Below are 13,070 nucleotides of genomic sequence, written 5' to 3'. Positions count from 1 at the left end.
CAAATCAGAGGTTGAAATGCCACCGCTCCGATCTAACGCTCAGCCATGGCAACGGCCCTGGACACACAACGCTGGGTGGTGCGCTACCGGGGCTTTGTGCTGATTCCCCAGAGCGACCTCTCCTGGCTGGTACGGCCCGAACGGAGCCCCATGGAGCAGCTGCCCTTCAGGGCTCCGGCCAGTTCCATCGACGATGTGAAAGCCCTCGTGGACTGGCGCCTGAATCAGGCCGCCTGAGGGGGCGGGGGCGTAGAACCACCCAACTGGAAGGGCAATACCACGGTGGCCCAACGCTCCGGGCGGGCTGGACGGGCGCGGCGGGGCTGACGCACGCCAAAGGGAACGCGCACCACGTTGGTTCCATCCACCCGCAGGGTCTGACCGCTGGCAGAGGAGTGGGACAGGGAACCAGCGATCCCAGGCAGCTTCACGTCACAGCTGGGCGAGGAGACGGGGAAGAGAGCCGCGGATGGAGCGTTGTCGTCGTTCATGGAGCCCCAGAGGCGCGGCGATGCCTGCAGTTGGAGCAGATCCTGGGGGAAAAGCAAGAGCAACGGCAGAAAGAAATTCGGAAATTTCCCTTTCACAAGAGAATCTAGCCGGCTCAGGCCGCCGTGACGCCCGCCAACTCCTGCACCGATGGGCAGGTGCACACCAGATGGCGATCGCCAAAGGCGTTGTCGATCCGGGCCACGGCGGGCCACACCTTCTGGGCCTGCTGCTGCGGGCCGGCGGGGAATGCCGCCTGCTGGCGGCTGTAGCCGCGCGACCAGTCGTCGGCCGTGAGGGCCGCCAAGGTGTGCGGGGCACGCTTGAGCGGGTTGTCGAGGTGGTCACTGCGGCCGGATTCAATCGCGGCCGCCTCCGCCCGGATGGCCACCATGGCGTCGCAGAAACGCTCCAGTTCCGGCAAGGCCTCGCTCTCGGTGGGCTCCACCATCACCGTGCCCGCCACGGGCCAGCTCACGGTGGGGGCATGGAAGCCGTAGTCCATGAGGCGCTTGGCTAGATCGTCCACCTCCAGGCCACAGCTGCGCTTGAGCGGCCGCAGATCGAGGATGCACTCGTGGGCCACGCGGCCGCTAGCACCGCGATAGAGCACCGGGAAATGGGGCTCCAGCCGCTCGGCGATCCAGTTGGCGGCCAGCAAGGCCACGGCACTGGCCTGGCGTAAGCCGGCCCCACCCATCATGCGGATGTACATCCAGCTGATCGGCAGGATCGAAGCACTCCCCCAGGGGGCGGCACTCACCGGGCCGATGGCCTGGGCTCCGCTGCCAGGGGCCAACGGATGGCCGGGCAGGAAGGGCACCAGATGTTCCGCCACAGCAATGGGGCCCACCCCGGGGCCACCGCCGCCGTGGGGGATGCAGAAGGTCTTGTGCAGGTTGAGGTGGCACACATCGGCCCCATAGCGGCCGGGTTGGCACAGACCCACCTGGGCGTTGAGGTTGGCGCCATCGAGGTACACCTGGCCGCCGTGGCGGTGCACGAGGGCACAAATCTCCTCGATGCCGGCCTCGAACACCCCGTGGGTGGAGGGATAGGTCACCATCAGGGCCGCCAGCTGATCAGCATGGGCCTCGGCCTTGGCCGCCAGATCGGCACGATCGATGTTGCCCTGGGCGTCGCAGGCCACGGGGACCACCGTGAGGCCTGCCATCACCGCGCTGGCCGGGTTAGTGCCATGGGCACTGGTGGGAATCAGGCACACCTGGCGATGCCCCTCACCGCGGCTGCGGTGGAAGGCACGGATCACCAACAGGCCGGCATATTCGCCCTGGGAGCCGGCATTGGGCTGCAGGGACACACCGGCAAACCCGGTGATCGCCGCCAGCCACTGCTCGAGATCGTTCAGCAGACGGCGGTAGCCGGCGGTCTGGGCCTCGGGCGCAAAGGGGTGCAGGCCCGCGAAGGCCGGCCAGCTCACCGGCAGCAGCTCAGCGGCGGCATTCAGCTTCATGGTGCAGCTACCCAGGGGGATCATCCCGTGCACCAGGGAGAAATCCCGCGACACGAGCCGCTGGATGTAGCGCAGCAATTCGGTTTCACTGCGATAGCGGTGGAACACCTCCTGGGTGAGCCAGGGGCCATCGCGCAGGGGGAGGCCAGCGCCAGCCCAGCCCTGCTCCGCCAGCGGCGCCTGATCCACCCGCGCCAGCAGCTCGGCCGCAGCGGGCACGGGCTGCCCGGGCCCCGCCAGGGCCGCTAGCAGGCGATCCAGTTCCGGCCCATCCGTGAGCTCATCGAGGCTGATGCCGCAGCCGGCGGGATCACGGCGCAGGTTGAACCCGGCCGCTTCCGCGCGCTCCAGCACGGCGTCCCGCTGGGCTGGAGCCAGATCCAGGCTGAGGGTGTCGAGCCCCGGCTCACGGCGCGGGGGCAGGCCCAGCAGCTCTAGGCCCAGGGCCAAGGCGGAGCGCAGGCGCAGCAAGCGCCGGGCAATGGCCGCCAGGCCCTCCGGGCCATGGTGCACGGCGTAGAACCCCGCCATCACGGCGAGCAGCACCTGGGCCGTGCAGATGTTGCTGGTGGCCTTGTCGCGGCGGATGTGCTGCTCACGGGTCTGGAGGGCCAGCCGCAAGGCCGGTTGGCCCTCCACATCCACGGACTGCCCCACCAGGCGCCCGGGAATCTGGCGCTTATGAGCCTCGGTGGTGGCAAAAAAGGCGGCATGGGGTCCGCCGAACCCCATGGGGATGCCGAAGCGCTGGGTGCTGCCCACGGCGATCTCTACGCCCAAGGCCCCTACAGGCGCCATCAGCACCTGGGCCAGGGGATCCACCGCCGCCGTGACCAGGGCACCGGCCGCTTGGGCGGCGGCGATCAACGCCGCGGGATTCCAGAGGCGACCGCTGGCCCCAGGCAGTTGCAGCAGCAGGCCAAAGCAGCCCGCAAAGGGTTGGCCACCCGCCTCCACCTGGGCGAGCAGCGCACTGGGATCCACCCGCTCCAGCGCAATGCCGAGGGGCTCGGCCCGGGTTTGCAGCACCGCCCAGGTTTGGGGAAACACATCGGCATCCACCAGAAAGCGGCGGGCTGCGCCATCGCGGCAGGCCCCAAAACTGAGGCTCATGGCCTCGGCAGCCGCCGTGCCCTCATCCAGCAGCGAGGCATTGGCGATCGGCAGGCCAGTGAGCTCGCTGATCAGGGTCTGGAAATTGAGCAACGCCTCGAGGCGCCCCTGGGCGATCTCGGCCTGATAAGGGGTGTAGGCCGTATACCAGGCAGGGTTCTCGAACACATGGCGCTGCAGCAACGCCGGCGTCACGGTGCCGTAATAGCCGAGCCCAATCAGGCTGCGGCGCACCTGGTTGGCACTGGCGATCTGCTGGAGCTCAGCCAGAGCCTGGGCCTCACTGCAGCCCTCCGGCAATCCGGCCGTCGCCGTGGCAGCCTCCAACAGGATCCCGGCGGGCACCACCTCCGCCAGAAACTGATCCAGATCGGGCGCTCCTAGATCCTGAAGCATGCGGGCCTGCTCCCCAGGGGAGGGGCCGATGTGCCGCATCAGGAATCCATCCAGCGGCACCGTTGCGGACACAGGCCTGTTTCAAGCGTGGCCGGATCCTAGGAAGAGGGCCTCGCTGGATCGAGGAGGTTTGGGGATTGGATTCGGGCGACCCTCAGTGGCCGTCCACCTTGGCGCCGTAGGTGGCGGCATCCATCAGGGCGTCCACCTGGGCGGGATCGCTGGGTCGCACCAACAACAGCCAACCCTCGACATAGGGGTCGTTCTGCAACTCTTCCGGGCTGGCCAGCACCGCTTCATTACGGGCTTCCACCGTGCCGCTGATGGGGGCGATCACATCCTCCACAGCCTTCACCGACTCCACCGAACCGAAGCCGGCCCCCTGGGTGAGGGTGCTGCCCACCTCCGGCAGCTCCACGAACACGATGTCGCCCAGTTGATCCACGGCGAAGGCACTGATGCCCACGCGCACCAACTCGCCATCGCGCCGCGCATATTCATGGCTGTCGGCGTAGCGGCAGTCGTCGGGGTAGCTGAGCGCCATCGGCGAGGCCGAATGCAAGGTGCCCCCAGTTTGTCGGACCTGGGGCCTCCCAGGCCAACAGAGCCGCTGGAACAGCAAGACTTCCGATCGCCCTGCTGAAACTTGTACAGGCTGGACAGGACTCCGGAGGCTGCGCCAACCCTCAGGGGGTCGGGCCTACCGGCAGCAGCCCCGCCTCCGCCAGGGCCACGAGGGCCCGCTCCAGGGCGAGCTCCGCGTGGGCACGGTGGGTGCCGCCCTGGGCATAAAGCACGTAGGGCTCACGCAGGGGGGCATCAGCGGAGAACTCGCTGGTGCTGCCATCAATGAAGGTGCCGCCGGCCATCACCAGGTCGCTGGCGTAGCCCGGCATGGGCGCCGGGATCGGATCGAGGTAGGAGCCCACCGGGGAACAGGCCTGGAAGGCGCGGCACACGGCCTTGAGGGGCTCAGGCGCACCGAAGCGCACCGCCTGGATCACGTCGCTACGCACGCCACCCACCAGGGGGTTCACCGCCAGCCCCAGACCGTCAAACACAGCTGCGGTGAGCTCGGCGCAAAGCAGCGCTTCCGTGATCATCTGGGGGGCCAGGAACAGGCCCTGGAACAGGAGCCGGTGCAGATCAAAACCGGTGCCCCCCTCACTGCCGATGCCCGGAGCGGTGAGCCGGCAACAGGCCTGCTCCACCAGCTCACGGCGGCCCGCCACATAGCCGCCGGTGGGCGCAATGGTGCCGCCCAAGTTCTTGATCAGGGAACCGGCCATCAAATCGGCACCCACCGCCGTGGGCTCCTGCAGCTCCACCAGCTCGCCGTAGCAGTTGTCCACGAACACCAGACAGTGGGGCTGGAGGGCCTTCACCCGCTCCGCCAGCCGGCCGATCTGCTCCACGGTGAGCGACGGCCGCCAGCTGTAGCCACAGCTGCGCTGGATCAACACCATCCGGGTCGGCACAGCCAGGGCCGCCGCGATGCCGGCCTCATCCACGCTGCCGTCGGCCAAGAGGTCCAGCTCGTCGTAGACGATGCCGAACTCGGCCAGGGAGCCCTGGCCGCTGCCGCGGATACCGATCACCTCTTCAAGGGTGTCGTAGGGGCGACCGCTGAGGGCCAGGAGGCGATCGCCGGGGCGCAGCACCCCGAACAGCGCAGAGGCAATGGCGTGGGTGCCACTCACAAACTGCAGGCGCACGGCGGCGGCCTCCGCCTGGAGCACCCGCGCAAACACCCGATCAAGCACCTCACGCCCCAGATCGCCGTGGCCATAGCCACTCACCGAGGCGAAGTGATGAACCCCCAGCCGCTCCGCCGTGAAGGCCTGGAGCACGCGATCCAGGCGGGGCTTCACCCCGGCGGTTCGCTCCGCCGCCAGGGGAGCAATGCGGGCGCTGGCGGCGGCCACCTGGTCGGCAGCCCAGGCGCTGGTGGGGAGGCTCATGGCAAGCGGTGGCGCCTTGGCATGCTGACTCGCGGGGGAGGGGGAGCCCGCGGCTAGATTTTTTCGATTGATGCTCTGGCTACAGCCGGCATCCCAGGCCAGTGGTGCGCAGTCCCCCTCCAGGGGACACCCCAGCGAACCAGAGCCTGCGCATCCTTCAGGAGATCACATTGGTCGTTGCTCCAGATGCCGCTTCGGCAGCCCGCTCCAACCGTCCGGCAACGGGCAACGACGGCGCCACCGAAGGCAGCAGCGCAGGGCTGACGGCAGCCCAGGAAGCGCGCATGCGCGCCGCCCTGGTGGTGCCCCGAGCGCCCCTGCCCCCCAGTCAGCGGAAGCTGAAGCTCGGCACCACCGGCTTCATGCTGGTGATGCACGTGGGGGCGGTGTTTGCCCTGCTGCCGCAGTTCTGGAGCTGGCAGGCTGTGGCCGCCCTGGCGCTGCTTTATTGGATGACGGTGCTGGGAGTCACCCTGGGCCTGCATCGGCTGGTGTCGCACCGCAGTTTCGTGGCCCCCAAGTGGGTGGAACGCCTGCTGGTGTTGATGGGCACCCTGGCCTGCCAGAGCGGTCCGATCGAGTGGGTGGGCCTGCACCGCCATCACCACAAGTTCTCCGACCAGCCCAACGACCACCACGACGCGGCCCGCGGGCTGTGGTGGGCCCACAGCGAGTGGATGCTGCACGAGATCCCCGCCCTCAAGGAGCTGCATCGCTTCTCCGGCGACATGCTCCAGGACCCTCTCTATCGCTGGCTGGACCGCTGGTTCCTGCTGCTGCAGCTTCCCCTCGGTTTGGGTCTGTACTGGTACGGCAACGCCGCCCAGGTGCATGGCGGTGGCCTGGGCCTGGTGCTGTGGGCGATTCCCCTGCGTCTGGTGCTCGTGTACCACGTGACCTGGCTGGTGAACTCCGCCACCCACGCGTTCGGCTACCGCAATTTCGACTGCCCGGATCTCTCCCGCAACTGCTGGTGGGTGGCGATCCTGAGCTTCGGCGAGGGCTGGCACAACAACCACCACGCCCACCCCTCCAGCGCCCGCCACGGCCTGCGCTGGTTCGAGTTCGACATCACCTGGCAACACATCAAGCTGCTGCGCAGCCTCGGCTGGGCCAAGCGCATTCGCGAAGCCCGTTATCCGGGCTGACGGCCTAATTCCCGCCGGATCGCCTCCCCCAGATCATCGCGATCACCACCGCCGCCCGGCCGCTGATGCTGACGGGCTTTTTGGCGCAGCAACTCCAGGAACTGGTCGGCGCTGAGAGCCTGTTCATCGGCGGCCCCCAGCACCGCCAGGGTGCGCCGCAGATCCGCCAGTTCCCCGTCCAACTCGGCGGCCGTGTAGTCGCGCTGGCCCGCCATCACCTCGGCAAACCGCTCACGGCGCTGGCGTTTCTCGGCGGGATAGGCCTCCAGCAACTGGTCCCGGCAGCTGCGCCACGGCCGCCCCGCCGTGAACAGCTCCGCCAGAGCGGCACTCAAGCCCGCGGCCTCAGCCTCGGCAATGCGCAGATCGAAGGCGCTGGGGGGCTGGCGCAGGCCCACGAAGATCTCAAACAGCTGGGCTGGCCCCAGCGGCTGGCCGTTATCCGCCAGCAGGGGCAAGGCGGAGACCTGGAGCGCTGAGAGCAGCTCGGGCTGATCGGCCAACTGCCCGGCGAGCTGGGGCGAGGGCCCCTCGACACCACCCTCCTGCGCCAACATCTGATTGATGCGCCCCAACGCCACAAACAGCTCGGGGCCCGGGGAGGCCAGCTTGCGGTTGCGCAGGTTAGAGAGCTGGGAGTTGTGAACCCGGCCCAGCTCCAGCCGCTCGGCCAGGGCCGGCAGCACCCGCTGACTCCAGCCGTTGCGCTCGTGCCAAACCCTGATCAGGTGCCCGAACGCATCCCGGCCCGCTTCGAGTTCATCCCGATATTGCACTTGATACGGATCCGTACTGCTACCATTTTATCGGAAACCGATGGAGCAGGCCCATGACGGCCTCGATCACCGCCCCAGCCCGGGCCCGGGCCCTGCATCGCCGCCAACCCGGCGCGGCGCTGCCTGCTGCACCCCAAGGCCGCGACTGGGGAATCGTGGCCTTCATGGCCGTCATCCACGCCCTGGCCCTGGTGGCTCTGCTACCCAGGTTCTGGAGCGTGCCGGCCGCGGCCAGCCTGCTGATCCTCTATTGGGTCACCGCCTGCCTGGGCGTGACCATCGGCTATCACCGCCTGCTCAGCCACCGCGCCTTCCAGCTACCACGCTGGCTGGAGCGCTTCTTTGCCACCTGCGGTGCCCTCAGCTGCCAGCAGGGCCCGATCGACTGGGTGGGCCTGCACCGCCACCACCACAAGTTTTCCGATACGAATGCAGATCACCACAACAGTCACCGCGGCTTCTGGTGGAGCCACATGGGCTGGATGCTCGAGAAGGTGCCCGCCACGGCGGCCATCCCCCGCCTGAGCGGCGATCTGGCCGCAGACCCCTACTACCGCTGGCTGAACACGTGGTTCCTGATCCTGCAACTGCCCCTGGCCGGCCTGCTGTTCTGGATCGGCACCATCACAGGCGCCGGCGGCTGGGCCCTTGTGCTGTGGGGGATCCCCCTGCGCCTGGCACTCGTGTACCACGTGACCTGGCTGGTGAATTCCGCCACCCACCGCTGGGGCTACGTGCTGCACAACAGCGGTGACGGCTCCCGCAACAACCCCTGGGTGGCTGCTCTCACCTTCGGCGAGGGCTGGCACAACACCCACCACGCCTACCCCCACTCCGCGCGCCATGGCTGGGGCCGCCGCGAGCCCGACCTCACCTGGATGCACATCCATCTGATGCAGCGCCTGGGCCTCGCCACCAGGGTGCGGCTGCCTGAAGCCCTGAGAACCCGACCTCGGTAAGATTCTTACTCTGCCGATGGGGTGTTCGATGCGGGTCACCAGCAAGGGTCAGGTGACCATTCCCCTGGCCATTCGCGAGCGCTGCGGCCTCCTCCCCCACACCGCCGTGCGGTTCGTGGAGGAGGACGGACGGGTGTTCCTGGAGCCACAACCTGATCAGCCCGGCCGGGGAGAAGAAGCCGTGCAGCGCCTGCGCCGAGCCCGCCTGCGCACCAACCTCAGCACCGACGAGCTGTTGGCGCTCACCCGCGGTGATGCCGTGTGACGGTGTTCGTGGATGCCAACGTGATCCTCGATGTGGCCACCGCCGACCCGCAGTGGGGCCACTGGAGCAGCGCACAGCTGATGCACTGGCTGAATGCAGGTCCCGTTCTGATCAACGCCATCGTGTATGGCGAAATCGCCTTCGCCTGCCACCGCATTGAGGACGTGGACGAGCTGCTGCCGCCCCACCTCTACGACTACCGCCCAATGCCTCGAGAAGCCTCGTTCCTGGCGGCCCGAGCCCATGCGGCCTATCGGGAACGCGGAGGCACCAGGGCCATGATTCTTCCCGATTTCCTGATCGGGGCCCATGCACTGGTTGAGCGTTGCGCCCTGCTCACGCGGGATCAGCGCCGGTACCGCCAGGCCTTTCCCGGGCTGCGTTTGATCACCCCAAGCCGTGGCGTAGGCTGATCCATCGCTCAAGACGTTGATCGTTTTACCGAATTCCCATGGCTAAGCGCGTTTCCGTGGTCCTCAGCGAGGACGTCCTCAGCCTGGGCAAGGACGGCGATCTGGTGGATGTGGCCCCTGGCTACGCCCGTAACTTCCTGCTGCCCCAGGGCAAGGCCGTTGCAGTGACTCCCGCCGTGATGCGTCAGGTGGAGCACCGCCGCGCCAAGGAGGCCGAGCGCCAGGCTGCCCTCAAGGCTGAGGCCGTGGCCTTCCGCACCGCCCTGGACACCATCGGCCGCTTCACGGTGAAGAAGCAGACCGGCGGCGACGATGTGCTGTTCGGCACCGTGACCAACGGCGACGTGGCCGAAGCCATCGAATCCGCCACCAAGAAGGAAGTGGATCGCCGCGACATCATCGTTCCCGAAATCCACCGCACCGGCAACTACAAAGTGCAGGTGAAGCTGCACTCGGAAGTCACCGCCGAGATCAACCTGGAAGTGGTGAGCCACTGAGCACACCCGCCATCAGCGTCAGCCCACTCCCCCAGCTGATCCCTGGGGGCTTTGGCTCCGGCTTGGTCGCCCCAGAATGACCGGCCCCACGCCGTCAGGCCCCTTGGGTCTGGCGGCGTTTTGTTGGATCCCTCCTCAGCCCGAGCAGCCCAGCCCACCATGGCGAGCGTTCCCCTGGCCAATTCAGATGAAAGCCGGGGGCGCCTGGGTAACCGGGGCCGCCAGCGGGAGGAGGCGAACTTCGAGGCCCTGCCCGATTCGGTGCCGCCCCAGAACCTGGAGGCTGAAGAGGCCGTGCTGGGCGGCATCCTGCTCGACCCGGATGCGATCGGCCGCGTGGCCGATGTGCTGCAGCCGGAGGCCTTCTATCTCAGTGCCCACCGGGAGATTTACCGCACCGCCCTGATGCTGCACAGCCAGGGCAAACCCACCGACCTCACCGCCATGACCGCCTGGCTAGCGGATACAGGCGCCCTGGAGAAGGTGGGCGGCAGCAACCGGCTGGTGGAACTGGTAGAGCGCACCCTGTCCACGGCCTCCATCGACCAGGTGGCCCGGCTGGTGATGGACAAATTCCTGCGGCGCCAGCTGATCCGCTCCGGCAACGAGGTGATCCAGCTGGGCTTCGACCAGAGCAAGCCCATGGAGCAGGTGCTCGATGAGGCCGAGGCCAAGATCTTCGCCATCAGCCAGGAAAAACCCAGCACTGGCCTCACCCCCACCGCGGAAATCCTCACCGCCACCTTCAACGAGATCGAGAGCCGCTCCCTGGGCACGGCGGTGGCCGGCATCCCGGTGAATTTCTACGACCTGGACGCCATGACCCAGGGCCTGCAGCGCAGCGATCTGATCATCGTGGCCGGCCGCCCCGCCATGGGCAAAACCGCGATCACCCTGAACCTGGCCAAGAACGTGGCCCAGTTGCACCACCTGCCGGTGTGCGTGTTCAGCCTGGAGATGAGCAAAGAGCAGCTCACCTACCGCCTGTTGGCTATGGAGGTGGGCATCGAGAGCGGCCGCCTGCGCACCGGCCGGCTCAATCCAGAGGAGTGGCCCCTGCTGGGCCAGGGCATCAGCACCCTGAGCCAGATGCCGATCTACATCGACGACAAGCCCAATTCAGGCGTGCTGGAGATGCGCTCGTTGTGCCGGCGGCTGATGGCCGAAAGCGGCAAGGAACTGGGGCTGATCGTGATCGACTACCTGCAGTTGATGGAGGGGTCGGGCTCCGACAACCGGGTGCAGGAGCTCTCCCGCATCACCCGGGGCCTCAAGCAGATGGCCCGTGAGCTCAACGTGCCGGTGGTGGCCCTCTCCCAGCTGAGCCGTGGCGTGGAGGCCCGAACCAACAAGCGCCCAATGCTCTCAGACCTGCGGGAATCCGGCTCGATCGAGCAGGACGCGGACCTGGTGCTGATGATCTACCGCGACGAGTACTACAACCCCGACACCCCGGACCGGGGCATCACCGAGGTGATCCTCACCAAGCACCGCAACGGCCCCGTGGGCACCGTGAAACTGCTGTTTGAACCCCAATACACCCGCTTCCGCAACCTGGCAGCCCCAGGCGGGCTCTGATCAGGCCTCGCCACCAGCACCCTCCAGGGGCTGGGCCATACATTGAACCCATGGCCTTCACCGCTCCCCCCACCGAATCCTTCGATGTGATCGTTGTGGGGGGCGGCCATGCCGGCTGCGAGGCCGCCATCACCGCGGCGCGGCTGGGGCTGAATACGGCCCTGTTTTCCCTCAACCTCGACCGCATCGCCTGGCAGCCCTGCAACCCAGCGGTGGGCGGGCCGGCCAAGAGCCAGCTGGTGCATGAGGTGGATGCCCTGGGCGGCGTGATCGGCCGCCTGGCCGATGCCACGGCCCTGCAGAAGCGGGTGCTGAATGCCAGCCGCGGCCCGGCCGTATGGGCCCTGCGTGCGCAAACCGACAAGCGCCAGTACGCCCGCCAGATGCTGCAGCTGCTGCAGCACAGCCCCAACCTGGCCCTGCGCGAGGCCATGGTGACGGGACTGGAGGTGGAGGGGGCAGCGGACGGCGGTGGCCGGATCACCGGCGTGCGCACCTACTTCGGCAGCGTCTACGCCGCGCCGGCCGTGATCCTCACCACGGGCACCTTCCTGGGGGGCCAGATCTGGGTGGGCAACCAATCGATGCCGGCCGGCCGGGCCGGGGAGCAGCCTGCCGAGGGGCTCACCGAAGCCCTCGAGGCCCTGGGGTTCAGCATGGGCCGCCTCAAAACCGGCACTCCCGCCCGGGTGGATCGCCGCAGTGTGGCCCTCGACCAGCTGGAGGAGCAGCCCAGCGATGCCGCCGATCGCTTCTTCTCCTTTGATCCAGCGGCCTGGGTGAGCGATGCGCAAATGAGCTGCCACATCACCCGCACCACGGCGGCCACCCACCAACTCATTCGCGACAACCTGCACCTCACGCCGATCTACGGCGGCTTCATCGACAGCAAGGGCCCTCGCTATTGCCCCTCGATTGAAGACAAGATCGTGCGCTTCGCCGATAAGGAGAGCCACCAGATCTTCCTGGAGCCTGAGGGCAGGGACACCCCCGAGCTCTATATCCAGGGCTTCTCCACCGGCCTGCCGGAACGGCTGCAACTGGAGCTGCTGCGCACCCTGCCGGGGCTGGAGCAGTGCGTGATGCTGCGACCCGCCTACGCGGTGGACTACGACTATCTACCCGCCACCCAGCTCAAGCCCTCGCTGGAAACCAAACGGGTGCAAGGCCTGTTCAGTGCCGGCCAGCTCAACGGCACCACCGGCTACGAGGAGGCCGCTGCCCAGGGGCTGGTGGCCGGCCTCAACGCCGCCCGGCAGGTGCGCGGCCAATCCGCCGTGCACTTCCCGCGGGAGGGCAGCTACATCGGCACGATGATCGACGATCTGATCACCAAAGATCTGCGCGAGCCCTACCGAGTGCTCACCAGCCGCAGTGAATACCGGCTGGTGCTGCGGGGCGACAACGCCGACCGGCGCCTCACCCCCCTGGGCCGCGAGCTGGGGCTGATCGATGACCGCCGCTGGGACCTCTACACCCGCAAACAGGAGGCGATCGAGGCCGAGAAGCAGAGGCTCGAAACGGTGCGCCTCAAGGGCAGCGACCCGGCGGCTCCAGCGGTGGAGGCCGCCACCAGCGCGCCGATCAAAGGCTCCATCACCCTGGCCGACCTGCTGCGCCGCCCCGGCTTCCACAGCGCAGACCTGGTGCAGCACGGCCTGGCCGATGCCCAGCTCCCCCAGGACGTGCGCGAGGGGGCGGAGATCGACATCAAATACAGCGGCTACCTGGCCCGCCAACAGCAGCAGATCAACCAGGTGAAAAAGCAGGAGCACCGCCCCATCCCCCCAGACATCCCCTACGCGGCCATCGGCACCCTCTCCAAGGAGGCCCGCGAGAAGCTGGCGGCCGTGCAGCCCCACAGCCTGGGCCAGGCCTCGCGCATCCCCGGGGTCAGCCCCGCCGACATCACCGCCCTGATGCTGTGGCTGGAGCTGGAGGCGCGCCGCCAGCAGCCGCTCGTCAACGCGGCAGGTGAGCGATAGGGTGCGCCCACGCCGT

General features: G+C 67.9%; 13 protein-coding genes. 8 read left to right on the top strand and 5 right to left on the bottom strand.

Annotated features, from left to right (window positions below):
* Window positions 1–45: 45 nt before the first annotated feature.
* On the top strand, window positions 46–237 hold the full coding sequence (locus KBZ14_RS05245) for a hypothetical protein (protein ID WP_255117257.1): 192 nt from the start codon (window positions 46–48) through the stop codon (window positions 235–237).
* Here KBZ14_RS05245 and KBZ14_RS05240 read toward each other — a convergent pair.
* From KBZ14_RS05240 to KBZ14_RS05225, 4 genes are all read right to left on the bottom strand, one after another.
* A complete protein-coding gene (locus tag KBZ14_RS05240; RefSeq protein ID WP_255117395.1) occupies window positions 225–491 on the bottom strand; it encodes a hypothetical protein in 267 nt (88 codons plus the stop codon). The two genes, KBZ14_RS05245 and KBZ14_RS05240, sit on opposite strands and share 13 nt — an antisense overlap.
* A 113-nt stretch (window positions 492–604) precedes the next feature.
* Window positions 605–3,511 (bottom strand): aminomethyl-transferring glycine dehydrogenase, encoded by a 2,907-nt coding sequence (gene gcvP / locus KBZ14_RS05235; RefSeq protein WP_255117394.1) that lies wholly within the window; start codon window positions 3,509–3,511, stop codon window positions 605–607.
* 115 nt (window positions 3,512–3,626) lie between these two features.
* Window positions 3,627–4,016, bottom strand: coding sequence for a glycine cleavage system protein GcvH (gcvH, locus tag KBZ14_RS05230; RefSeq protein WP_255117256.1), 390 nt, complete (start codon window positions 4,014–4,016; stop codon window positions 3,627–3,629).
* 142 nt (window positions 4,017–4,158) lie between these two features.
* Entirely contained in the window at window positions 4,159–5,433 is a 1,275-nt protein-coding gene (locus tag KBZ14_RS05225; RefSeq protein WP_255117255.1) for a methionine gamma-lyase family protein, read from the bottom strand.
* A gap of 284 nt (window positions 5,434–5,717) precedes the next feature.
* On the opposite strand from KBZ14_RS05225, the gene KBZ14_RS05220 reads away from it, so the two are divergent.
* Window positions 5,718–6,581, top strand: coding sequence for an acyl-CoA desaturase (locus KBZ14_RS05220; RefSeq protein ID WP_255117393.1), 864 nt, complete (start codon window positions 5,718–5,720; stop codon window positions 6,579–6,581).
* Here the strand turns inward: KBZ14_RS05220 and KBZ14_RS05215 are convergent.
* Complete coding sequence (locus KBZ14_RS05215; RefSeq protein WP_255117254.1) at window positions 6,569–7,357, bottom strand: hypothetical protein; 789 nt, start codon at window positions 7,355–7,357, stop codon at window positions 6,569–6,571. The two genes, KBZ14_RS05220 and KBZ14_RS05215, sit on opposite strands and share 13 nt — an antisense overlap.
* 53 nt (window positions 7,358–7,410) lie before the next feature.
* Here KBZ14_RS05215 and KBZ14_RS05210 point away from each other — a divergent pair, with 53 nt between their 5' ends.
* From KBZ14_RS05210 to mnmG, 6 genes are all read left to right on the top strand, one after another.
* Window positions 7,411–8,316, top strand: a complete 906-nt coding sequence (locus tag KBZ14_RS05210; RefSeq protein ID WP_255117253.1) for an acyl-CoA desaturase — start codon at window positions 7,411–7,413, stop codon at window positions 8,314–8,316.
* A gap of 28 nt (window positions 8,317–8,344) precedes the next feature.
* Window positions 8,345–8,581, top strand: coding sequence for an AbrB/MazE/SpoVT family DNA-binding domain-containing protein (locus KBZ14_RS05205; protein WP_255117252.1), 237 nt, complete (start codon window positions 8,345–8,347; stop codon window positions 8,579–8,581).
* The gene (locus tag KBZ14_RS05200; protein WP_255117251.1) at window positions 8,578–8,994 is read left to right on the top strand and encodes a type II toxin-antitoxin system VapC family toxin; all 417 of its coding nucleotides are present in this window, start codon (window positions 8,578–8,580) and stop codon (window positions 8,992–8,994) included. The genes KBZ14_RS05205 and KBZ14_RS05200 overlap by 4 nt, the downstream gene beginning before the upstream one ends.
* Before the next feature lie 38 nt (window positions 8,995–9,032).
* Window positions 9,033–9,491, top strand: coding sequence for a 50S ribosomal protein L9 (rplI, locus tag KBZ14_RS05195; protein WP_255117250.1), 459 nt, complete (start codon window positions 9,033–9,035; stop codon window positions 9,489–9,491).
* A 159-nt stretch (window positions 9,492–9,650) separates the two neighbouring features.
* Window positions 9,651–11,069 carry a replicative DNA helicase gene (dnaB, locus tag KBZ14_RS05190; protein WP_255117249.1) on the top strand — a complete coding sequence of 473 codons (1,419 nt, stop codon included), beginning with the start codon at window positions 9,651–9,653 and terminating at the stop codon, window positions 11,067–11,069.
* 50 nt (window positions 11,070–11,119) lie between these two features.
* The gene (gene mnmG, locus KBZ14_RS05185; RefSeq protein WP_255117248.1) at window positions 11,120–13,054 is read left to right on the top strand and encodes a tRNA uridine-5-carboxymethylaminomethyl(34) synthesis enzyme MnmG; all 1,935 of its coding nucleotides are present in this window, start codon (window positions 11,120–11,122) and stop codon (window positions 13,052–13,054) included.
* The last annotated feature ends 16 nt before the right edge of the window (window positions 13,055–13,070 follow it).

The sequence above is a fragment of the Synechococcus sp. HJ21-Hayes genome, from assembly GCF_024345835.1.
GTDB lineage: Bacteria > Cyanobacteriota > Cyanobacteriia > PCC-6307 > Cyanobiaceae > Vulcanococcus.
This window is presented reverse-complemented; position numbering and strand designations above follow the sequence as displayed.

Excerpts from the sequence above, each read along its gene's own strand:
- KBZ14_RS05245 (WP_255117257.1), top strand. The coding sequence starts at position 46 with ATGGCAACGGCCCTGGACACACAACGCTGGGTGGTGCGCTACCGGGGC.
- KBZ14_RS05240 (WP_255117395.1), bottom strand. The coding sequence starts at position 491 with ATGAACGACGACAACGCTCCATCCGCGGCTCTCTTCCCCGTCTCCTCG.
- gcvP (WP_255117394.1), bottom strand. The coding sequence starts at position 3,511 with ATGCGGCACATCGGCCCCTCCCCTGGGGAGCAGGCCCGCATGCTTCAG.
- gcvH (WP_255117256.1), bottom strand. The coding sequence starts at position 4,016 with ATGGCGCTCAGCTACCCCGACGACTGCCGCTACGCCGACAGCCATGAA.
- KBZ14_RS05225 (WP_255117255.1), bottom strand. The coding sequence starts at position 5,433 with ATGAGCCTCCCCACCAGCGCCTGGGCTGCCGACCAGGTGGCCGCCGCC.
- KBZ14_RS05220 (WP_255117393.1), top strand. The coding sequence starts at position 5,718 with ATGCGCGCCGCCCTGGTGGTGCCCCGAGCGCCCCTGCCCCCCAGTCAG.
- KBZ14_RS05210 (WP_255117253.1), top strand. The coding sequence starts at position 7,411 with ATGACGGCCTCGATCACCGCCCCAGCCCGGGCCCGGGCCCTGCATCGC.
- KBZ14_RS05205 (WP_255117252.1), top strand. The coding sequence starts at position 8,345 with ATGCGGGTCACCAGCAAGGGTCAGGTGACCATTCCCCTGGCCATTCGC.
- rplI (WP_255117250.1), top strand. The coding sequence starts at position 9,033 with ATGGCTAAGCGCGTTTCCGTGGTCCTCAGCGAGGACGTCCTCAGCCTG.
- dnaB (WP_255117249.1), top strand. The coding sequence starts at position 9,651 with ATGGCGAGCGTTCCCCTGGCCAATTCAGATGAAAGCCGGGGGCGCCTG.
- mnmG (WP_255117248.1), top strand. The coding sequence starts at position 11,120 with ATGGCCTTCACCGCTCCCCCCACCGAATCCTTCGATGTGATCGTTGTG.